The organism is Pseudomonas sp., from assembly GCF_028293835.1.
Taxonomy (GTDB): Bacteria; Pseudomonadota; Gammaproteobacteria; order Pseudomonadales; family Pseudomonadaceae; genus Aquipseudomonas.
In genome coordinates this window covers 1-21,482 of the sequence record NZ_JAQGNX010000160.1, presented here as the reverse complement: position 1 = coordinate 21,482, position 21,482 = coordinate 1, and the positions used below count along the sequence as shown (strand labels likewise).

Here is a 21,482-nt window from a genome sequence, read left to right as displayed (position 1 = left end):
ATTCGAAGTTACAGGCCGCCCTTATGACCCGCTTGTTTTGGAAGTTGATTCCAAAGGTTCAGCGAGAAATGTTGCTCGAGCGACTTTCAGTGGTTGATCGGCAGGTCGTGGATAAGGCGTTGTCGGGCAGAATTCGCTTTCCGCAGGCTTTTGACGAGCTTGAGTGCGTTTTTATCCATGTCCCGAAGTGCGCGGGCAGCAGTGTCGCCATGTCGCTTTTCGGCGACACGCCCACTGGGCATTTGCCGCTGTATTGGTATGAGAAGGAATTCGCCGACCGCTACGCTCATTATTTCAAGTTTGGTTTTGTACGCGATCCGTTACAACGCGCTTTGTCGGCCTATAACTATTTGATGCAGAACACTCAGCGACGGGACAAATCGGCGCGAGAGTTAGTTAACAAATACCCAAGCTTTGATGCGTTTATAGACAACTGGCTGCATCCGGAAAATATTAAAAAACAGATCCACTTCGTACCGCAACATTGCTTTCTGGAAAACGCGATGGGATCAATAGATGTTGATTTCATTGGGCGACAAGAAAGCCTTATCGTTGACTTCCTCACGCTGTGTAGGCACCTTAATGTCAAAGCCGAACTCCAGCACATCAACCGTACCCCGGGACAAGGTGACGAGAACCGTAACGTCTGCTCCGCCGCAACCCGGCGCAAAATACGCGAGGTCTATGCCCGTGACTACGAGCTGTTTGCCTATGATTAATGTGCGCCCCCTTATTATCGCGCCGACGCTGGCCGTTGAGCAGGCAACCCGTGCGGGCATGAAGCAGCAACGCGCCTGTTGTGTCTGGTTTACCGGTTTGTCAGGTGCGGGAAAATCCACGCTCGGCAATCAACTGGATCAAGCCCTACAAGCACAAGGCAGGCACAGCTACTTGCTGGACGGTGATCGCCTACGGCAAGGGCTTTGTCAGGACTTGGGCATGACTGACGCCGACCGTCACGAGAACGTAAGACGAATTGCCGAGGTCGCGAAACTGATGGTCGATGCCGGCCTGATCGTTATCGTCTCGGCCATCTCGCCGTTCCGTGTGGATCGAGACGCTGGCCGGCAGGGTTTTGCCGAGGATCAGTTCATTGAGGTCCATGTCAGCACCCCGCTGTCGGAATGTGTCCGACGCGATGCAAAAGGCCTGTATCGCGCGGTGAAAGAAGGACGAATCACAAATTTCACCGGAATCGACAGCCCTTACGAGGTGCCGTTGAAGCCCGAATACACCATCGACACCAGCTCAAATGACTGCGAAGCGTTTGTTGAAGGGTTGGTATGGCGGTTGGGTGAAGATCAGCCTGCGTGATAGCGCCCGGACCGCGTGAAGTTGATTGATAACTTGTGGGAGCGAGGCGTTGAAGACAGGGCGCAATCTCCTATAGAAATCAGAAGCCTTCCCCCGTAAGCACCCGCCCAAACAGCTCGCGATCAATATTCGCCCCGCTCAGGATCACTGCAACGTTCTGCCCTTTCTGGCGATCTTGCTCTTTCACCAACGCCGCCAGTCCCGCAGCCCCAGCGCCTTCGGCGGTGTTGTGGGTGTCTTCGTGGAAGATGCGGATGGCGCTGGCGATGTCATGTTCGCTGACCCTGACGATTCGGGCTGCGCCGTTGCGGATGATTTCGAATGCTTCCGGTAAGGGCATGCGGCAGGCCATGCCGTCGGCGAAGGTGTTGGCGGTTTCGGTGGTGACAATTTTTCCTTGCTCGATGCTTTGAGCGAAAGCGTCGGCGTGTTCGGAGACGACGCCGACGATTTCGGTGTTCAAGCCAAGTAAGTCTCGCGTTTGTATGAGCCCACAGATGCCCGAGCCCATGCCGATGGGTACGTACACGGTCTTCAAATCCTGCACCGCTTCCAGTAATTCCAAGGCATAGGTGGCGACGCCCAGGATCAAGTCCGGGTGGAACGCCGGGACGCTTTCATAGCCGTGCTGTTCAGCCTGACGCGCCGCTTCGGTGCGGGCTTCGTCGAAGTCTTGGCCGTACTCGATCAACTGCGCGCCCATGGCTCGCATAGCGGCGTTTTTTTCCTGGGAGTTACCAAGGGGCACGACGATGATGATCGGCAAACCGGCATTTCGCGCCGCCGTCGCCAGGCTTTGCCCGTGGTTGCCGCGAGTCGCGGTCACCAGTCCGGTGACGTCCGGTTTGCGTCTGAGCAGACCCTGAACGTAGAGCAAGCCGCCGCGCACTTTGAAGGCGCCAGTCGGTGCATGGTTTTCGTGTTTGACCCAAACCTCACAGCCCAAACGCTCGGCCAGGCGCGGCCACGCGTATTGCGGGGTCGCTGGAATCAAGGGCCGGATGGTGTGTGCGGCTTCGCGCAACGCGGTCAGGTCAAACATAGTGCACCGTGATCTTTGGGTGGGTTTGACCTGATCTTAGGCGCAGAGCATTGTATGGGTTAAACCTTATATTGCATGAGCAACAATAAATGTGGACCCCGACGCTATCGGATTCAGGCCAGCCAAAATATTTGGCGTTGGTCGAGGCCATCACCCAAGCCATCGAGAGCGGCGAGCTTAAAGTTGGTGAACGCCTGCCGCCGCAACGGCGCCTGGCGTGGAATCTGGGGCTGAATCCGAGTACCACGATGCAAGCCTACCGTGAGGCGGCGCGTCGGCATTTGGTTTCCGGGGAAGTAGGACGAGGCACCTACGTGCTGGCGGGAAGCAAGGAGGCGACGCTGTTCCGGCTCAAGCAGCCTAGCGAACGCTCAGCGATCATAGATTTATCGACCAACGTCCCGGTGACCAATGAAAACAGTCAGGACGAGGCGTTGGCGCTTTCCGGTTTGATTAGCGGCGGATACGCGCAGCGCTTGCAAAACTACCTGAGCGCGGACGATCTGGCATTTGGAAAAGCCCAAGGCGCGGCTTGGCTGAATGCCAGAGGCCTGAATGTCCCGCCGGAAAACGTCATGTTGTGCAACGGTGCCCAGCATGGGTTGTTCATGGCATTGCTGTCGTTATGTCAACCTGGCGACCCGGTGCTGGTGGAGAACTTTACGGCGCCCGGGATCAAGGCGGCTGGCCGGCAACTGCGTTTGCCATTGCACGGCATTGCACTGGATCGCCAAGGCATCATCCCCGACGAACTCGACCGCATGGCACGTGCCACGGGTGCAAAAGTGGTGGTGCTGACGCCGGTTTTGCAGAATCCGACCTCGACCATCATGTCGCCCCAGCGCCAACTGGAGATTGCTGAAATCAGCCGTCAGCATGATCTGTTGATCATCGAAGACGATGTGTATGGCGCGCTGACGTCGACGCCGCCGCTCACCCGGCTATTGGGCAACCGCGGACTGTTGGTCACGAGTTTGTCTAAAACCGTTGCGCCCGGCTTGCGCGTCGGCTGGATCGCTGGTGACCCATCAGTGCTTGAACTGATTGACCCTCACGCCCAAGCCACGCACTGGGGAATTTCGCCGTTGTGTCTGGCCATTGCCAGTCAGTGGATAAGTGACGGCACCGCGCAGCGTCGGTTGGCGTGGCAGACCGAAGAAACCACTCAGCGTTGGCGTTTGGCAAAGAAAATTTTCGGAACCGCGCTGTACCAATCGGACAGCCCCTCACCCCATGTCTGGATCACCAGCGACATGCCTTCCATGGCGCTGGCTCAAGGGTGTCGAGCAGAACAGGTCGACGTGGTGCCAGCCGAAGTTTTCGCGGTCAAGCAGAATGACGTCCAGGCCATACGCATCAGCTTGTGCGCGGCCAGTGACAGGGCACAGCTGAAGATTGCGCTGGAGCGGGTCGCAGGGATTATTGGAAAGACAACTGCTCAGTAAACCGTATGAGTTTTTAGATCGCCTTCATGGGCAGCCAAAAATAGCGGCACTGATTCGCGCAAATACTCGACCCAGGTTTTGATTTTTGCATCCAGGAACTGCCGCGACGGGTAGACCGCGTAGAGGTTGATCTCTTGCAATCGGTGACGCGGCAGGATCCTGACCAGCGTGCCGTTGCGCAAGCCCTCGATGGCTGAAGAGATCGGCTGAACACCAATGCCCATACCGCTCTGGATGGCCACCGTCATGGCGTCGGCGGTGTTCACGTGAAACGGAAACCTCGAAACGATCACCACTTCTTCGCCGTTGGGGCCGTCGAAGATCAGTTTCTCTTGGGGAATCGCCGCGTTGACGATGCGCAAGCAATCATGGTCCAGCAGCTCGGCTGGCGTGTTCGGCTGGCCGTGCTTTTCGATATAACCGGGGGACGCGCACAGAATGTTGTAGGTGATGCCGAGCCGTTGCGAGATGAACCCGGAATCCGGAAGTTCGCTGGCGATCAGAATCGACACGTCGTAACCCTCCTCGAGTAGATCGGGAAGTTTGTTGGAGAGGGTCAAGTCAAACGTTACTTCAGGATGGGTCTCACGATAACGCGCGATGGCGGCGATCACGTAGTGCGTACCAATGCCCGACATTGCATGCACTTTTAGATTACCGGCTGGCTTAGCCTGGGCGACACTCGCTTCGGTTTCTGCTTCCAGTATGTCTTCGAGGATGCGCTCACAGCGCACCAGATAACGCTTGCCGGCTTCCGTCAACGCAGTGCGCCGCGTGGTTCGGTTTAACAGGCGGGTATGAAGATGCGCCTCTAGTTGGGAAACGGCCTTGGAAACATTGGCCGTTGTTTTATCCATCAGTTCGGCGGCTGCGGTAAAACTACCAGTCTGGGCAACCAGGCTGAAAGCACGCATATTTTGAAAGGTGTCCATCAGTATTCCGTCAGTCGAACGCCGGAAAATGTTACCTGATGCGACAGGATTTCACACTGATACCTAAGGCGTAGCCGTGTCAGCGAGGCGATACACCAAGCGCACCAGCGTAAGCCGCCTCGCCAACAAGTTGGCCCTACAAAGAAATGAACTGCGCCCCAAAAGGTGGACATAAATTCAACCTCTGGGGTGCAGTTCAAAACCCGGCCAGCATCCTCTTGGTTACTGCCCTGTGCCGGTCATCGCGGAAAATTTGCTCGCGATCAAACTGGCAAACTGCATGCCGGTCATTTTCTGGCCGTTGAAGTCGGCTGTGCCGTTGGCGTAGTGCAGATTGGAGACAACGTTATCGCCTTCGACCTTGGCCAACTGCGACATGACCGCCACGCCGCCGACGGTTTCGCTCGCGCCCTGTGCCTGTTGCTCGATGATTTGAGGATCGGTCTGGCCGTTGATGGCGGCAAGTTGGGTCGCGAGGTCTTTGATCATCGGTTTGGACACCAACAGCCTGGCATCCAGCTGGGTGAGCATTTTATTGACCAGGTCAGGAAGAGGCTGATCCAGTGCGCCTGGGTTGTTCAGGTCCGCGGCGACACTGATATGGCTTTCACCGTTGACGGTTTTAAGCGACAGCTTTTCCAGTTCGATGTGAGGTTTGGCGGTCAGCAGTTTCGCCAGTCCGGCATCAATCTGTGCTTGATCGGCGTCGCTCAATTGCAACTTCAACGGTTGCCCGGCCAACGCCGCAGCCTGTTGTTGTGGCTGAACCTTCTGCTGGTAAATCGTGTACAGCGACTGAGTGGCGGCAACGTCGAAGTTGTTCAATTTCCACAACATCTGCGCTGCGCCGATATCCTTGCCGCCGTAGCTGATCATGTCGATGTCATAGGTCACCTGCGCCGAAAGGTTGCCGCCCTCTTCCTGCACCAGGCTGGTGTTTACGAAGTTCTTAAATTGCACCGGTGGCTTGTCGTCAACCTGGAAATCCGATTTGACAATTTTAAAGTCGCTATGTCCCAGGTAAAAACCTGAAGCGCCTTTTGTGCCGCCAGTATTGAAGCTCAAGCCATGTATAGCGAAGCTGATCGGGCCTTGCTCTGAAAGTACTTTGGCTTGTATATCGTCAAGCGTACCGACGATTTTAACTTTTTCAGCATTGGCGGAAGCCTGCACCCCAAGGTTGACCCCGGAGAATTTGAACGTGCCGTTCGTTGATTCGATATTTAGCGGCAGTAACTCAAGCGTGCCTTCAGTAGAACGGTCGTAGCCAATGTTGGTATGGCCTTTAACCGGCGCCGCACCATTGGTCATCGCGAACCATTTGTCGGTGACTGAGTTTTTCTCGATTTCATAGTTGCTGGCAGCCATGACCGGCAACAGGTTCAGGGTTTTCAAGCGCGACCATGGCAACGGGCCGTGTTCGACATTGTCGACAAACAACAGCTCTATATTCTCGTTGCCTTTGCCCAGCTTCGCGCTTTTGATATTCACCCGATAATGCGCAGTGCTGCTGAATACGTGGCGATCAAGGGAAAGCAACTCCAGCGTGACGCTGCCATCGAATCCGCTGAGGGATGATTTGATCTGGTGATTGGCATCATCGATTGCGGTGTGCAAAACGCCTTCGAGCTGAGTGCCGGTGTACCACGCTCCGGCGGAGCTCAATGCAGCGACTGCTACAACAACGCCCACTACAACCTTTACTGATGTTTTCATCTCTCGCCTACCCGCTTGGCTATCCATAAGCGCGCCAGATTATCATCCGCAGCTAGCCACGGTCTTCCCTCTGACGGTAGGCTGATGTTCGGATTTGAAAACGGGATCAGATGAAATGACTCAACAGCTCAAAGAATTTGGCCCCATCAAGGCCGTTATTTTCGATATGGATGGCTTGTTGTTGGATACCGAGGGGATCTACACCGAAGTCACCCATATGATTACAAGCCGTTACGGCCGCACCTTCGATTGGGGGATCAAACAAAACACGATTGGCCGGGGAGCACGGGATTTCGCGGGTTACGTGATTGCTGCATTGGAATTGCCGCTGTCTGTCGACGAGTTTTTGACCATCCGCGAACCGCTGCTGGATGAGCGCTTTCCGCGCTCCGTTGCAATGCCGGGCGCCGAGGCGTTGGTACGCCATTTAGCGGCCCACAATGTCCCAATTGCTGTTGGCACCAGCTCGTCGATCCACTATTTCAAAGCCAAAACTACCCTGCATCGCCCATGGTTCGAGCTGTTCGAAACCGTCGTCACCGCTGACGACCCGGAAGTCGGTGCGGCCAAACCTGCGCCCGATATCTTTCTGGTTGCCGCTCGCCGACTGGGGGTTGATCCAAAGGATTGTCTGGTGTTCGAAGATTCGCCGTTTGGCGTGACTGCGGCCAAGGCTGCGGGGATGTTTGCCATAGCCGTACCGGACTCGCACATGCCCATCGAACAGTATGAGCATGCTGATTTGTGCTTGACGTCGCTCCAGGAGTTTCCGTTGGAAGCGTGGGGATTACCTGCCCTTTAATGCGCCAGTGCCTAAACAAGGCCAGCCTTTAGATCGACACCCAACGCCTCGGCAAAGGCCTTTACCAACGGGCTTCGCGGGGCGTTGTGGCGCAAGATCAGATTGAACGGCGTCACGATATTAATCACCTCCGGACGCAAAGCGCGCAGGGTGCCTTCGTGCACCTGTGCAGCGGCGTAATGCTGCGGCAGAAAGCCAACAAAACGACCGGTCAGAATCAGCATGGCCACGGCCTCAACCTGAGAAGCCGATGCGCTGAAGCCGTCGTACTCGACAAAATCAGACTTGGCGGCGTGAACCGCATACCGATGATTGATAACGTGATGACGGCGCAGTACGTCTGCATCCAGATCGCCGTCATTGGCTAAAAATAATTCGTGGCCGACAGCGCAGTAGGCTTGCGAACGCTCGTCATATAACGCGAAGTAATCGAACTCTTCGCGTTTTTGATAGACCGGCACAATGCCCATAATAAACCGGCCCTCAACCACGCCCCGTTCAATCTCATCGAGCTGTGCAGCGTGCAGGCGCAATCTAACTTTGGGGGCTTCGTCGTTTAATCTGCGCAGCGCTTTAACTAACGGTGAATTAGTATCAGTGACTGTATTGTCGATAACGCCAATGGTCAAATCGCCAATCAATTCGTTTTGCGCGGAATCAAGTTTGTCGCGAAAACTGTCCACAGACGCAAACAGATCAATGGACGCCTGGTACACCTGCTTGCCTTCTTCGGTCAGGCAGAAGCCTTCGCGGCCACGGGTACACAGGCGCATACCGATGCGGATTTCGAGGTCGGAGATTTGTTTGCTGATGGCTGCAAGGCCCACATTCAGCTCGTTCTGCGCTGCGCTGAACCCTCCCGCTTCCACCACCGCCTTGAACACCCGCAGGAGTTTGAAGTCCAGACCACTGAGGGTCAACGGCGCTCGGCTACCCGGTTTTGGCGGCATGTTTCCAGAAGTGGAAAGTGGGGTTTCCATAATACTTATTGACCTCACTGACACTATTCAACAGGCTGCTCTCAACAAGACATATATAGCCGACGCGCAATAATGACCCTATCTAACAGCGATTGGCAACCCGGAATTTTTTGTCTGATTGACGCCAAACTGCTGATTTCAAGCAACTATATTCCTGACAGATCGATCAGGACTTCAGAACAAATTCCATGTTTTCGAAAAAGGAAAAATAATGACTCAAGCAACTGATCGCCTGTGGGGCGCACGCTTCAAGAGCGGCCCATCCAAAGCCCTGGCGGCGCTTTCACGTTGCCCTGAGCGTTATTTTCGACTGACGCCTTACGACTTGGCCGGCTCTCGTGCTCACGCGCGTGAGTTGCAGCGGGCTGGCTTGCTCGACGAGCAGGAAACCCTGCAAACCCTGGAAGCCCTGGACCGTATCGGCGATGATTTTCGCGAAGGCCGGATCCATCCGACAGTGGATGACGAAGACGTCCACACCTTTATCGAGCGCATGCTGACTGAACGCTTGGGCTCGTTGGGCGGCAAGCTGCGCGCCGGTCGCTCACGTAACGACCAAACCGCCAACGACCTGCGTCTGTTCCTGCGAGATCATGCACGCACCATCGCGGTTGAGGTGTTGGGCTTGCAAAACGCGCTGGTGGAGCAAGCCGAACAGCATATCGAAAGCATCTGCCCTGGCTTCACCCACTTGCAACAAGCGCAGCCGATTGTGTTCGCTCACCATTTGCTGGCCCACGCTCAATCATTGCTGCGCGACGTGCAGCGGTTGGTGGACTGGGATGTGCGCACCGCTTATTCACCATTAGGCGCAGCGGCCATGGCTGGTTCGGCCATTGCGCATCAACCGGAGCTTTCCGCCAAAGAAATGGGCTACACCGGGCCGTGCGAGAACTCCATTGATGCGGTAGCCAGCCGTGACCATGTTGCCGAGTTCCTGTTCGTGTCGAGCATGCTCGGCGTAAATATCTCGCGCTTGGCCGAGGAGTTTTGCCTATGGTCGTCGCGCCAGTTCCGCTGGGTAGAACTTGATGACGCGTATGCCACCGGCAGCTCGATCATGCCGCAGAAGAAAAACCCTGATATCGCTGAATTGGCCCGAGGCAAAGCCGGCAGGTTGATTGGTAACCTCACCGGACTTCTCTCAACCCTGAAATCCCTGCCGCTGTCATACAACCGTGATTTGAGCGAAGACAAAAACAGCGTGCTGGACACTGTTGATACTTTGCTGCTGGTCTTGCCAGCCATGGCCGGCATGGTCGCGACCATGACGGTTCGTGTCGAAGAGTTGCGTCGTCAGGCACCGCTGGGCTTCACGCTGGCTACTGAGGTTGCCGATTGGCTGGCCATGCGTGGCGTACCGTTTAAAGAAGCCCATGAAATTACCGGCGCGCTGGTGCAGGTGTGTGAGAAACACGAAATTGAGTTGTGGGAAGCGACGGCAGAGATGCTGGCCGACATTGATGTGCGCCTGACCCCGGAGGTGCGTAAGTGCTTGACTCTGGAAGCTGCAATCGCTGCGCGCAGTGGTTGGGGTGGCACCGCGCCAGAGCAAGTTCGATTGCAAATTGTGCGCTTGAAAACGGCTTTGGCGGGTCAGGTGAAATGGGCGCAGACCTACAACGGGTTTCGTATTTAACACCAGCCCTGTAGGAGACAACGTGCTGGCGAGGCGGTATTCCAGAAAAAACCGCGTCAAGCCTCTCGCCAACACGTTAGCTCCTACATAGGGTTTTGCGTTTATTGGAGATTCACCATGAGCCAGACTCAGGCAGAGCGCTTGCAAGCCGAGCGCAAGAAAACCGAGAACCAGTTCGATATCACGCAGTACGAGCACGTGCCCCGACGTTATTACGGCAGGATATTCTTCGCCACGCTGATCGTGGTGGCGTTGATTGGGTTAGTGCGGGCGTTTGCCATGGGCCAGATCGAATGGTCTTACATCGGGCAGTTCCTGACATCAAAAGCCATCATGTTCGGCCTGTTCAACACCATCGTTATGGCGGTTCTGGCAATGGCGCTGGGCGTGCTCTTCGGCGTTGTCACCGCAATCATGCGCATGTCGCCCAATCCGGTGCTGCGCTATGTGGCAATTACCTACACTTGGCTATTCCGCGGCACGCCACTGATTTTGCAACTGCTGTTGTGGTTCAACCTGGCGCTGATTTTCCCAGTGATCAGTATTCCGGGGCTGTTTCAAATGGACACCGTCAGCCTGATGACGCCGTTCGTTGCGGCGCTGCTGGGTTTGAGCATCAATCAGGGCGCGTATACCGCTGAGGTGGTTCGCGCAGGTCTGTTATCGGTGGATACCGGGCAGTACGAAGCCGCCAAATCCATCGGCATGCCGCGTTTGCAGGCCTTGCGCCGGATCATTCTGCCGCAAGCCATGCGCGTGATCATTCCGCCGGTGGGCAATGAGTTTATTGGCATGGTGAAGATGACCAGCCTGGCGAGCGTCATTCAATACTCCGAGCTGCTCTACAACGCGCAGACCATCTATTACGCCAACGCGCGGGTGATGGAACTGCTGATCGTCGCCGGTATTTGGTACCTGGCTGTGGTCACCGTTCTTTCCTTCGGTCAAAGCCGCCTCGAGTTGCGCTTTGCCCGCGGCGCCGGCAAGCGTTCGTAAGACTGCCCTGGAGATTTGCACATGAGAAGCATCGTCAAGGCCGTCAGCCTGAACAAGTACTACGACAGTTTTCACGCTTTGCAGGACGTCAGCCTGGAAGTCGAACAAGGCGAAGTGCTGTGCGTTATCGGGCCCTCCGGCTCGGGCAAAAGCACGCTGCTGCGCTGCGTTAATCAGTTGGAGAAAATCGACAAGGGCGGTTTGTGGGTCGATGGCGAATTGGTCGGTTACCGTATCGTTGGCAACAAGTTGCACGAGCTGACAGAAGCGCAAATTGCTCGCCAGCGTTTGGCGACCGGTATGGTATTCCAGCGCTTTAATCTGTTTCCGCACATGACCGTATTGCAGAACATCGTCGAGGGGCCGTGTCAGGTGCTCAAGCGCTCGCCGAAAGAAGCCACTGAAGAGGCCATTGAGTTGCTGGCCCGTGTGGGTTTGGCTGACAAGCGTAACGCCTACCCGATAGAGCTTTCAGGCGGTCAGCAACAACGTGTCGCGATTGCCCGTGCGTTGGCTATGCGCCCGAAATTGATGCTGTTCGATGAACCCACTTCCGCCCTTGATCCGGAGTTGGTCGGCGAGGTGTTGTCGGTGATGCGCGATCTGGCACACACCGGCATGACAATGATTGTTGTGACCCATGAATTGGGCTTCGCCCGGGAAGTTTCAAATCGCATGGTGTTCATGGACGCCGGCCAGATTGTGGAAGCCGGCAGCCCCGAAGAAATTCTAATAAATCCACAAAACCCCCGTACTCAAAGCTTCATTTCTGCCGTTCGTACCTAAATTACAACTCAAAATGAGAACGACTTCATGAAGAACCTCATCATTCCTACTGTACTTGCCGCGCTGATGGCTTCGGCTTCTGCCTGGGCTGCAACCCCCGTTGAACTGCCAGCAGCGATCAAGGAAAAGGGCGTGCTGGTCGTAGCAATCATGCCGAACTATCCGCCGATGGACTTCAAAGACCCGGCCACCAACACGTTGACCGGCATCGATTATGACTTGGGCAACGCATTGGCTCAGCGTTTGGGCGTGAAAATCCAATGGCAGGAAACGGCGTTTGAACAGATGGTCAGCGGCTTGGTGACCAAGCGCGTCGACCTGGTGTTGTCCGGCATGACAGATACCGCAGAGCGGCAGAAGTCCGTGACGTTTATCGACTACTTCACCAGCGGTCCGCAGTTCTACACACTGAGCAAGCGCGATGACATCAAAGACGTCACCGACCTCTGCGGCAAAAAAGTCGGTACCAGCCGCCGCACCACTTGGCCTGCGGAAGCGGCGGCGTGGAGCAAGGCCAACTGTGAATCCAACGGTAAGCCTGCGTTGATCATATTGGGCTCAGAAGGCTCGGCGGATGCCCGCGCGCAGCTGCGCCAGGGTCGCCTGGACGCTGCCATGCAAGGCAGCGAAACCATTCCTTACTTGATGTCCCAGGAGAAAGACACGTACAAACCGTTGGGCTCGGCCATTTCCAAACAATTCACCGGTTTGGGCGTCAACAAAGCAAATCCCGAGTTGGTAGCCGCGGTGGCCGCGACACTGCAAAGCATGGTCGACGACGGCAGCTACGGCGCGATCTTGAAGAAGTGGGATCTGGAATCGGGTGCCGTGCAAAAGATCGACGTTAATAAAGGCATGTAAGCCGACTATTTATAAGGATATAAGCAGGCCGTGGCAACTTACTCCCTCGTGATCCGCCGCCTGATGATTTGTTCGCTGACGATCGTCGTCAGCCGGGCGATCACCAGTCCCTTGCTGACGTTGTTTCTAAGCGAACGGCTGGGGCTGAATCAACAGGACGTCGGTCTGTTGCTGGGAATTGCAGTGTTCGTCGCCACGCTGCTTGGGCTGTATGGCGGCTACGTCATCGACCGCCTGGAGAAGCGCAAGCTGCTGATCCTGGCGATGCTCTCCAGTTCGGTTGGTTTCGTGCTTCTTACCTTCGCCCATAACCTGTATCTGACCACATTAACGCTGGTGATCACTGAGGCGGCGTCGGCGCTGTTTCTGATCGGCTCCAAGGCAATGATCAGTGAGAACTTACCGGTTGGGCTACGCGCCAAGGTGTTTTCCCTGCGCTACACATTGACCAATATCGGTTATGCAACCGGGCCCATGCTGGGCGTATTGATCGCGGGCCAGTTGCCGTTGGCGCCCTTCCTGATCGCCAGTGGCATAGCCCTCAGCAGCGTGTTCCTGATGATAGGCATCGCCCCTACCCAGCGTGGGGATGACAGCAAACAACTGAGCTTTTTCAACACGCTCTCGACCCTTAGAAGCGATCGCACGCTGATCATGTTCACCTGCGGCAGTCTGTTGAGCACCATCGTCCACGGGCGCTACACCTTATATATGTCGCAGTACTTGCTGGTGATGTACAAGCCAGACCAGGCCCTGAATATCATGTCGGCGGTGCTCGCGTGCAACGCGGTCACGGTGATCCTGATGCAGTACCAGATCGGGCGCTTCCTTAAACGCGAGCAGTTGCGTTACTGGATCTGCGTGGGAACCGTGTTCTTTATTGCTGGGCTAATCGGTTTTAGCTATGCCGGCAGCCTGTTTTCATGGTGTGTTGCGATGTTCATTTTCACCTTGGGCGAGATGATTATTTACCCGGCTGAATACCTGTTCATCGACACTATCGCCCCTGAAGCCTTGCGCGGCAGCTACTACGGCGCACAGAACCTCGCGGCTTTCGGCGGGGCCTTGAGTCCGGTGATCAGCGGTTACTTGCTGATCAACTCGACCCCGACCAGCATGTTTTACGTGCTGAGCTGCCTGACTGCGGCGGGCGGCACGTTGTGCTTTTTGAGCGGGCGCAGGATGAGGGCCGTCGCGGAACATGTCACGTCGGTGTAGGACGCGGGCTTGCTGTGCGACGGATCGCGAACCGCCCCGAATGCACATTGACTACCAAGGGCCAATCGCGAGCAAGCCCGCTCCTCCAGCGATGCGCTTTAACTTTAAGCTGTTGAAATACACTACCGACAAAGCCTTCAGGGCGCCGATATGTCGCCTTGTGCCCAGCCGTTTTCACGGGTAGCCAACGCGTCGGCGATGGTTTTTATTTCGGTTGATTTAAGCGTCACAGGCAATGGGTCAAGGCCAGCGCTAGCGAATATCTGACCGTAGGCGTTGCGCAGGTCGGCATAAGCCAGGTCTCGGCGTAGATCGGCTTGCAGGGTGTTGAGTTCACCTTGGATCAAATCGAGTTCGCCAATGCTGTTGGCTTTATACCGGTTGCGCAGTTGCCCAACGATTTGGCCGTCAAGTGAAGATAATTGCTGGCTGGTTTTGAACTGGCGCAGCGACTCTTGGTAGTTGGCATTGGCGACGTACAGTTGCGCAAGAATCGCAATCGACATGGCCTGGCGGCGCGCAGCGGCAACAGACTCGCCGGCCTTCGCGACGTTTATCGCTGCCGGAGCGGAGATAACGTTGAACAGGTTCCAAGTGACCTTAACGCCGTAATCGGCCCAGCCTTGGCTGACCAGGAAGGAGTTGCTGTCGTAATGACCGCCCGCTGAGAACTCAAGCCCCGGTAACATGCGTAGCATCGCTTTGCGGGTTTCGGCAGCGCTGATACGGGTTTGATAATCCTGTTCGCGAAGTTCTGGACGGGTCGCCAAGGCCTCGTCTTCAAGACGCGACATGCTGACTTTCAGCTCAGGTACCGGGTAGTCGTTTTGCGTCGCCAGGGTGAAATCCGACCCCAGCGGAAGGTTAATTAATGTTGCCAACTCGGTTTTGGCCAAGGACAACGCACGACGTTGATTTTCAAGTTGGCGCGTGGCTTCAATCAAGGCGCGCTGATAGCTGAGCGCTTGGATTGGATCGCCGACCCGTTGATCGCTCATCGCCTGGCTGTTGGTTTGCGCTTTTTCAACGCGGGCCATCATGCTGTCGATTTGCGTGAGCAAGCGCTCGGCCGCCAAGGCGCGCCAATATGCTGAGCGCACATCCTGCACGATGGTATTGACCACTTTACGTCGCCGTTCCTGCACGATCAGGCGCTGGTCGCCCTGCTGCTTGGCGCTGATATAACTGACGCCGAAGTCCAGTACGTTCCAGACCGTTGTCAGGTCAGCCACACCACGGTCACGGTCTTGGGAGGTCGATGGCTCCAACGACTGAGTACCGGTTCGAACGCTCTGGCTGCTAGAAGCACTTTCGTTATTACGCCCGGCGTAGCCCGCGCTCATCGCCATGCGAGGAAGCATATCGAAACTCGCAAGATCGACTTGGCGTTGGGCCATGGCCTCTTCCATGACCTTCAGACGTGCTTCCAGGTTGTACTTCACGGCGCGAGCCATGGCTTCATGCAAGGTCAACGGGCCGCTTAAAGGCTCCTGGTCCTTGTACATGTCAACCATGTCAGCCTTGGCCCGTTGCTCGCTTTCTTTACGATCAATCGGAGTACTGGTGACTGCACAACCACTCACAATCAACGCCAGCAAGCTGACGCTGAACAACTGCCGAGCCTTCTTCATCCCTTTACGCCCCTAAGTACAGCAAAATTCTTTTCTAGTTGTTAGTCAGGCCTGCGCTTCACTCGCGCCGATCTGCTCAAGCATTAACGCCAGCTCTTTGACCTGACGTTGTTCGTTCTCTTTAAGCTGGTGCAATTGTTGACCCAATGTCGGCGCGCCAAATATCCCGCGTGAGCCTTCGCCTACGCTACTGCCACCGCCCTTCCAGCCCTTGCCGTCGAAGACGTTCAGCGATGAGACATCGGGCACTGACTCACGACCAAAGGTTGCTGAAAAAGTACTCTCGCCGAAGCCACCGCCATCGCCGCCACCGAACCCAAGGAATCCACTGGTCGTGTTGCCGACACCGTTGGCGCTGCTGAAGACTTGCGCGATGAAGCTTGATGCCAACGCCTGATTGTTAAGAAAAATATTGCCCAGGGTCGGTACGCCATTGCCAAGTGTTTCTTGCGCGAACAGCGGGGTAAATGCCAGCGGCGAATTAAGCGCACCGGTCGGCGAGGTAAATACGGCTGGCTGCAACGGCACGTGCGTCAGGTCGGGGACTGCGGTCGTCGTTGACGTACGGAATTGCGGATCGCCCGTCGTTGCAACGCTGTTAATCCCAAAACTGTTGGAGTCGGTACTGCCCGTCCCGGCATTGCCCGCCAGGTCCGTTACGCCAGCGGTGTTCAGGCTTACCACAGTGCTCGCGACGTTCACATTGATCGTCGGTGTCAGCGTTGCCGTCCACGTCTTACCGCCGTCGCTGGTGGTCAGGTTGGACAAGGTGCCATTGGTGGCACTCAGATCGTGCAGGTCGAAGCCGCTGACGGCTTCGCTGAACGTAATGGTCACCTGGGAAGTCTGGCCCGCCGTGAGCGCCGTATTCGCGACGACGATACTGGCGGTTGGACGCTGAGTATCAACCGCGTAGTTATTGGACGCTGTCGTGCCGCTGCCAGCGTTGCCTACCGAGTCAATGACGCCGGCGTTGTTCAACGTAATCACGTTACTGGTGTCGGTGATGTTGGCCGTCGGCGTCAGGGTTGCTGTCCAGGTTTTACCACCGTCAATGCTGGCGAGGGCGCTTAGCGTACCGTTGGCAACGCTCAGGTCCGAGTTGGTGAAACCGCTGACCGCTTCAGAAAAGCTGATCGAAACTGTCGTGGTTTTACCGACCGTCACGGTGCTATCGCCGACCACGATGGTCGCAGTCGGCCGCTGGGTGTCGATGATGTAATTGTTAGAGTCTGTTGTACCCGTACCCGTGTTGCCGGACAGGTCGCTGATACCCGTGTTGTTCAGAGTGATCAGATTGCTGGTGTCGGCGATATTGCTCGTCGGGGTAAAGGTCGCGGTCCACGTGACGCCACCGTCCGTACTGCTGACGGCACTTAATGTGCCGTTGGCCACCGAAACATCGCTGTTGTCAAAACCAGCCACCGCTGTGCTGAAGGTGATGATGACTTGTGAAGTTTCTCCCACTGGCAGGATCGGATTGGCAACCACGATCGTCGCCGTCGGATGCACCGTATTGATCACATAGTTGTTGGAGTCGGTGCTGCCCGCTCCGGCATTGCCCAGCAAGTCGCTTACGCCGGCGTTGTTCAGGCTGATGACGTTGCTGGCGTCAACCAGATTGCTGCTCGGGGTTAGCGTCGCGGTCCAGGTGACGCCGCCGTCGCTACTGGTCAGTGCGCTCAACGTACCGTTAGCCACACTTAGATCTGAATTGGTAAAGCCGCTGACCGCTTCAGAGAACGTGATAGTCACGGTGGTGGTTTGACCGGCTTTAAGCGCGTTATCGGCGACCACAACTGTTGCCGTCGGACGCTGAGTATCGATCACATAGTTATTGGAGTCAGTCGTGCCGGACCCGGCATTGCCAGCCGCGTCGTTCACACCGCTGCTGTTCAGGGTGATGAGGTTAGTGGGATCGCTGACGTTGACGGTCGGGGTGAAGGTGGCGGTCCACGTTGTCCCGCCATCGCTGCTGCTCACGGCGCTCAATGTACCGTTGGCAATGGTTAGATCAGCGTTGCTGAAACCGCTGACCGCTTCGCTGAAAGTAATGGTCACCAGCGACGTCTCGCCGATCGGCAAGGTCGGGTTGGCAACGACGATGGTTGCCGTTGGCGGCGTGGTGTCCATGGCGTAGTTGTTCGAGTCGGTAACGCCAGTGCCCGCGTTGCCGGACGCATTTTGTACGCCGGTATTGTCCAGCGTGATCAGGTTGCTGGCATCGGTGGTCGCCGTGGTCGGCGTCAGCGTCGCGGTCCAGGTGATGCCCCCGTCGCTAGAGCTGACAGCGGTCAGGGTGCCGTTGGCTACGGTCAAGTCGGTGTTATTAAAGCCGGTGACGGCTTCCGAGAAAGTGATAGTGACCAGTGAAGTGTCACCCACTTTCAACGCGTTATCTGCGACGACGACGGTAGCGGTCGGGCGTAACGTTTCAATGGTGTAATTACCGGAGTCGGTAGTGCCTGCACCTGTATTGCCGGCTACGTCGGCGACGCCGTTGTTGTTCAGCGTGATGACGTTAGTGGTGTCACCAATGCTGGCCGTCGGGGTAAAGGTTGCGGTCCAGGTGATACCGCCGTCGCCGGTACTCATTGTGCTCAGCGTGCCGTTGGCTACATTCAGGTCGCTGTTGTCAAAACCGCTGACCGCTTCACTGAAGGTAACAGTGACCAACGACGTTTCGCCCGCTTTAAGCGCCGTATTGCCAAGCACGATAGTGGCGGTTGGCCGCTGGCTGTCGATGGCGTAGTTATTCGAGTTCGTCGTTCCTGCTCCAGCGTTACCAGCGCTGTCGGCGAAGCCGGTGTTATCCAGATGCACCATGTTAGTGGTGTCAGTGATGCCCGTCGTCGGGGTCAGTGTTGCGATCCAGGTCACGCCGCCGTCGCTGCTGCTGAGATTGCTTAGTGTTCCGTTATCAACGGCGAGATCAGCAGTGGTAAAACCGCTGACCGCCTCGGAGAACGTGATGGTGACCAGCGAGGTCTGACCGATGGTCAGCGCATTATTGGCCACCACGACCGTTGCCGTTGGACGTTCAGTGTCGATGGCGTAGTTATTCGAGTCCGTGACGCCGCCGCCGGAATTACCGATACCATTCTGCACGCCGGCGTTGTCCAGGGTGATCAGGTTAGTACTGTCGGTGATCGCCGTGGTCGGTGTAAGGGTGGCGGTCCAGGTTGTTCCACCGTCGCTGCTGCTGACGGCGGTTAGGGTGCCATTGGCAACCGTTAAGTCCGCGTTGGTGAAACCGGTAACGGCTTCCGAGAAGGTGATCGTCACCAACGAGGTCTCGCCGACGTTCAGCGCGTTGTCCGCCACGACGATCGTTGACGTAGGCCCTACGGTATTAATGGTGAAGTTAGCTGAATTCGTGGTGCCGCTGCCGGCGTTGCCCGCCAAATCCGATATGCCGGTGTTGGCCAGGGTGATGACGTTAGTAGTGTCGGTAATGCTGCTGGTCGGCGTAAAGGTCGCCGTGTAGGTGATGCCGCCATCGCTGCTGCTCACAGCGCTCAGGGTGCCGTTGGGGATGGACAGGTCGGCATTGCTAAAGCCGGTCACGGCTTCACTGAACGTGATCGTGACCATTGAAGTTTCACCCGATGCCAGCGCGCTGTCAGAGAGTGCAATGGTCGCCGTTGGCCGCTGAGTGTCGATCGTGTAATTGTTGGAATTGGTGCTACCGCTCCCCGCATTGCCTGCGGTGTCGGCAACACCAGTGTTGTCCAGCGTGATCACGTTAATCGCGTCATTAACGCCCGCAATCGGGGTCAAGGTCGCGGTCCAGGTTATACCGCCATCGCTCGAGCTGACCGAACTCAGTGTACCGTTGGCGATTGTAAGGTCGGCGTTAGTAAAGCCGGTTACGGCTTCGCTGAACGTTACGGTGACCAGCGACGTGCCACTGCCACCGAGCGTTGTATTGCTCACGACGACGCTGGCCGTCGGGCGCTGAGTGTCGATGGCGTAGTTGTTCGAGCCGACGGTGCCGATGCCTGTGTTGCCCGCCGAGTCGCTGATGCCTGTGTTGTCCAGGGTGATCAAGTTAGTGCTATCGGCGATGGCGGCCGTAGGCGTTAGCGTTGCAGTCCAGGTAACGCCGCCGTCGCTGGAGCTGACGTTGCTCAGTGTACCGTTGGCAACGGTCAGATCAGCATTGGTAAAGCCGGTAACCGCTTCCGAGAAAGTGATGGTCACTAGCGACGTTTCACCAATGCTCAGGGCGTTGTCTGCCACCACGATGGTCGCGGTAGGACGTTGAGTGTCGACGACGTAGTTGTTTGAGTTGGTCGAACCTGTACCTGCGTTGCCCGAGAGACCGGTAACGCCAGTGTTATTCAGCGTAACGACGTTAGTGGCGTCGGTAATTGATGATGTCGGGGTCAGGGTTCCATTCCAGGTGATACCGCCATCGCTGCTGCCTAACCCGCTGACCGTGCCGTTGGCGACCGTAAGATCGGCCGCGGTAAAGCCGCTCACGGCTTCGCTGAAGGTGATAGTCACCAAGGACGTCGCACCAATGTTCAACGAAGTATTGGCCACGATAATAGTCGCCGTCGGGCGCGTCGTATCAATGGCGTAGTTAACCGAACTGGTGCTGCCCACTCCAGCGTTACCTGCCGTGTCGGCCACATCGGAATTGGCCAGGGTGATCAGGTTAGTTGCATTGGTGATGCCAGCAGTCGGTGTGAACGTGGCGCTCCAGGTTATACCGCCATCACTCGAGCTGACTGCGGTTAACGTGCCGTGGGAAATGGCCAGATCGGCGTTGGAGAAACCAGTGACGGCTTCACTGAAGGTGACGGTGACCGTCGAGGTATCACCGACCTTGAGAGCGGTATTCGACATCGCGATGGTAGCGGTGGGCGGAACAGTGTCGATGGTGTAGTTGTTGGAGCTGGAGAAGCCAACGCCGGCTATACCCGTGCTGTTCTGAATGCCGGTGTTGTCAAGGGTGATCAGGTTGGTTGTATCGGTTATAGCGTTGGTCGGCGTAAAGGTCGCCGTCCAGGTGATGCCGCCATCACTGGATGTGACAGCGGTCAATGTGCCATTGGGAATGGTCAGGTCGGCGTTGGTAAAACCGGTAACTGCGCTGGAGAAAGTGAAGGTCACCAATGACGTCGAGCCGACGTTTAGCGTGGGGGTTGCGACGACGATGCTAGCGGTGGGTAACTGGACATAGTTAATGTTGAGCGTGCCCCCATCGTTAAAGATGTTGGGCACGCCCGTTACGGAAGCCCCCGTGTTACCACCGCCTAACGTTTGCCCGCCCATACCACTGCCACCAGCGTTGCCGGACATCGCCGCGACGTTGGCGGCGGTGATCAGCAGCGTACCCTTGTTCAAAATGCCGCCAACACCTGTACCAGCTGCACCACCATTCATTGAGTAGTTGAGGGCACCGCCGCCACCACCGCCACCGCCTGCAGCGACATTGTTGGAAATCACCGAAGTGCCGACGATAGTTAGCGTACCAGTGGTGGCGTTGTAAATACCGCCTGCGGCTGAACCTCCGACTCCGCCAACCTTATTGTAGCCGGCGCCGCCGCCGCCGCCGCCAATGGAAAGCGAGCCGCTTGTGGCATGACCTCCAGCCCCACCCGGGGTATAACCATATGAGCCCCCGTTCGCGCCCAGTCCTCCACTACCATTCGCTCCACCACCGAAGCCATTTAAGTGAACGCCGTCGTAGCTCCCGCCGTTACCGCCGGCGCCGGCGCTTCCTATCCCGCCTGGAGACAAAACAACACCGTAGCCTTGCGCGGATCCTCCGATTCCGCCGCCCGAGCCATTCACGCCGCCACCGCCGCCGCCGCCCCCGCCGACCAAGTCGGTTGTCACCCCACCACCGCCACCGCCGCCAGAAGCGGCGTTCGCCGTGACAGTGACATTGCTCAAGGTAAGGTTGCCGAAGTTGCTAATGCCGCCACCAACTGGAGATGCACCAAAGCCACCATCGCCACCATCGCCGGTCGCCAAGCCTTTAGTAATTACCAGGCCATCAAGGGTCACGGTCTTGCCAGCCTCGACCTCAATAACCCGGTACTTGTTTTGCCCACTCAAGGTGACGTCGGCAACTCCGTCTTTATTGAAATCGCCTTCGATGGTGAT

At 56.7% G+C, this 21,482-nt stretch carries 15 protein-coding genes; 9 read left to right on the top strand and 6 right to left on the bottom strand.

Annotated elements, in window-relative coordinates; genetic code table 11:
- Positions 1-23: 23 nt before the first annotated feature.
- Entirely contained in the window at positions 24-719 is a 696-nt protein-coding gene (locus JWR17_RS21545; protein WP_299834637.1) for a sulfotransferase family 2 domain-containing protein, read from the top strand.
- A complete protein-coding gene (cysC, locus tag JWR17_RS21540) occupies positions 712-1,314 on the top strand; it encodes an adenylyl-sulfate kinase (protein ID WP_299834635.1) in 603 nt (200 codons plus the stop codon). Before JWR17_RS21545 ends, cysC begins: the two co-directional genes overlap by 8 nt.
- A gap of 79 nt (positions 1,315-1,393) precedes the next feature.
- Here the strand turns inward: cysC and JWR17_RS21535 are convergent, their stop codons facing one another.
- Positions 1,394-2,356, bottom strand: coding sequence for a threonine dehydratase (locus JWR17_RS21535; protein ID WP_299834633.1), 963 nt, complete (start codon positions 2,354-2,356; stop codon positions 1,394-1,396).
- An 89-nt stretch (positions 2,357-2,445) separates the two neighbouring features.
- Between JWR17_RS21535 and JWR17_RS21530 the strand changes: the two genes are divergently transcribed.
- Positions 2,446-3,801, top strand: coding sequence for a PLP-dependent aminotransferase family protein (locus JWR17_RS21530; protein WP_299834631.1), 1,356 nt, complete (start codon positions 2,446-2,448; stop codon positions 3,799-3,801).
- Here JWR17_RS21530 and JWR17_RS21525 read toward each other — a convergent pair.
- Together JWR17_RS21525 and JWR17_RS21520 are read right to left on the bottom strand one after the other, a co-directional pair.
- The gene (locus tag JWR17_RS21525; RefSeq protein ID WP_299834629.1) at positions 3,795-4,733 is read right to left on the bottom strand and encodes a LysR family transcriptional regulator; all 939 of its coding nucleotides are present in this window, start codon (positions 4,731-4,733) and stop codon (positions 3,795-3,797) included. The genes JWR17_RS21530 and JWR17_RS21525 overlap by 7 nt on opposite strands.
- 222 nt (positions 4,734-4,955) lie before the next feature.
- The gene (locus tag JWR17_RS21520; RefSeq protein WP_299834627.1) at positions 4,956-6,449 is read right to left on the bottom strand and encodes a YdgA family protein; all 1,494 of its coding nucleotides are present in this window, start codon (positions 6,447-6,449) and stop codon (positions 4,956-4,958) included.
- A gap of 115 nt (positions 6,450-6,564) precedes the next feature.
- Here JWR17_RS21520 and JWR17_RS21515 point away from each other — a divergent pair, with 115 nt between their 5' ends.
- Positions 6,565-7,251: an HAD-IA family hydrolase gene (locus JWR17_RS21515; protein WP_299834626.1), complete on the top strand. Its 687-nt coding sequence runs from the start codon at positions 6,565-6,567 to the stop codon at positions 7,249-7,251.
- An 11-nt stretch (positions 7,252-7,262) separates the two neighbouring features.
- Here the strand turns inward: JWR17_RS21515 and JWR17_RS21510 are convergent, their stop codons facing one another.
- Positions 7,263-8,231: a LysR family transcriptional regulator gene (locus tag JWR17_RS21510; RefSeq protein WP_299834624.1), complete on the bottom strand. Its 969-nt coding sequence runs from the start codon at positions 8,229-8,231 to the stop codon at positions 7,263-7,265.
- Between the two features lie 211 nt (positions 8,232-8,442).
- On the opposite strand from JWR17_RS21510, the gene argH reads away from it, so the two are divergent.
- The 5 genes from argH (at position 8,443) to JWR17_RS21485 (ending at position 13,731) form a co-directional block, all read left to right on the top strand.
- Positions 8,443-9,870 (top strand): argininosuccinate lyase, encoded by a 1,428-nt coding sequence (gene argH / locus JWR17_RS21505; protein ID WP_299834622.1) that lies wholly within the window; start codon positions 8,443-8,445, stop codon positions 9,868-9,870.
- A 117-nt stretch (positions 9,871-9,987) separates the two neighbouring features.
- Positions 9,988-10,866, top strand: coding sequence for an amino acid ABC transporter permease (locus JWR17_RS21500; RefSeq protein WP_299834620.1), 879 nt, complete (start codon positions 9,988-9,990; stop codon positions 10,864-10,866).
- 21 nt (positions 10,867-10,887) lie between these two features.
- Complete coding sequence (locus JWR17_RS21495; RefSeq protein WP_299834618.1) at positions 10,888-11,652, top strand: amino acid ABC transporter ATP-binding protein; 765 nt, start codon at positions 10,888-10,890, stop codon at positions 11,650-11,652.
- A 27-nt stretch (positions 11,653-11,679) separates the two neighbouring features.
- Complete coding sequence (locus JWR17_RS21490) at positions 11,680-12,513, top strand: ABC transporter substrate-binding protein (protein WP_299834616.1); 834 nt, start codon at positions 11,680-11,682, stop codon at positions 12,511-12,513.
- 30 nt (positions 12,514-12,543) lie between these two features.
- A complete protein-coding gene (locus JWR17_RS21485; RefSeq protein ID WP_299834614.1) occupies positions 12,544-13,731 on the top strand; it encodes an MFS transporter in 1,188 nt (395 codons plus the stop codon).
- Positions 13,732-13,868: 137 nt separating this feature from the next.
- Here the strand turns inward: JWR17_RS21485 and JWR17_RS21480 are convergent, their stop codons facing one another.
- Both JWR17_RS21480 and JWR17_RS21475 read right to left on the bottom strand, forming a co-directional pair.
- Positions 13,869-15,362 (bottom strand): TolC family protein, encoded by a 1,494-nt coding sequence (locus JWR17_RS21480; protein WP_299834612.1) that lies wholly within the window; start codon positions 15,360-15,362, stop codon positions 13,869-13,871.
- A 45-nt stretch (positions 15,363-15,407) separates the two neighbouring features.
- Positions 15,408-21,482 (bottom strand): Ig-like domain-containing protein (locus tag JWR17_RS21475; protein WP_299834610.1); only part of this gene is annotated, 6,075 nt, incomplete at its 5' end.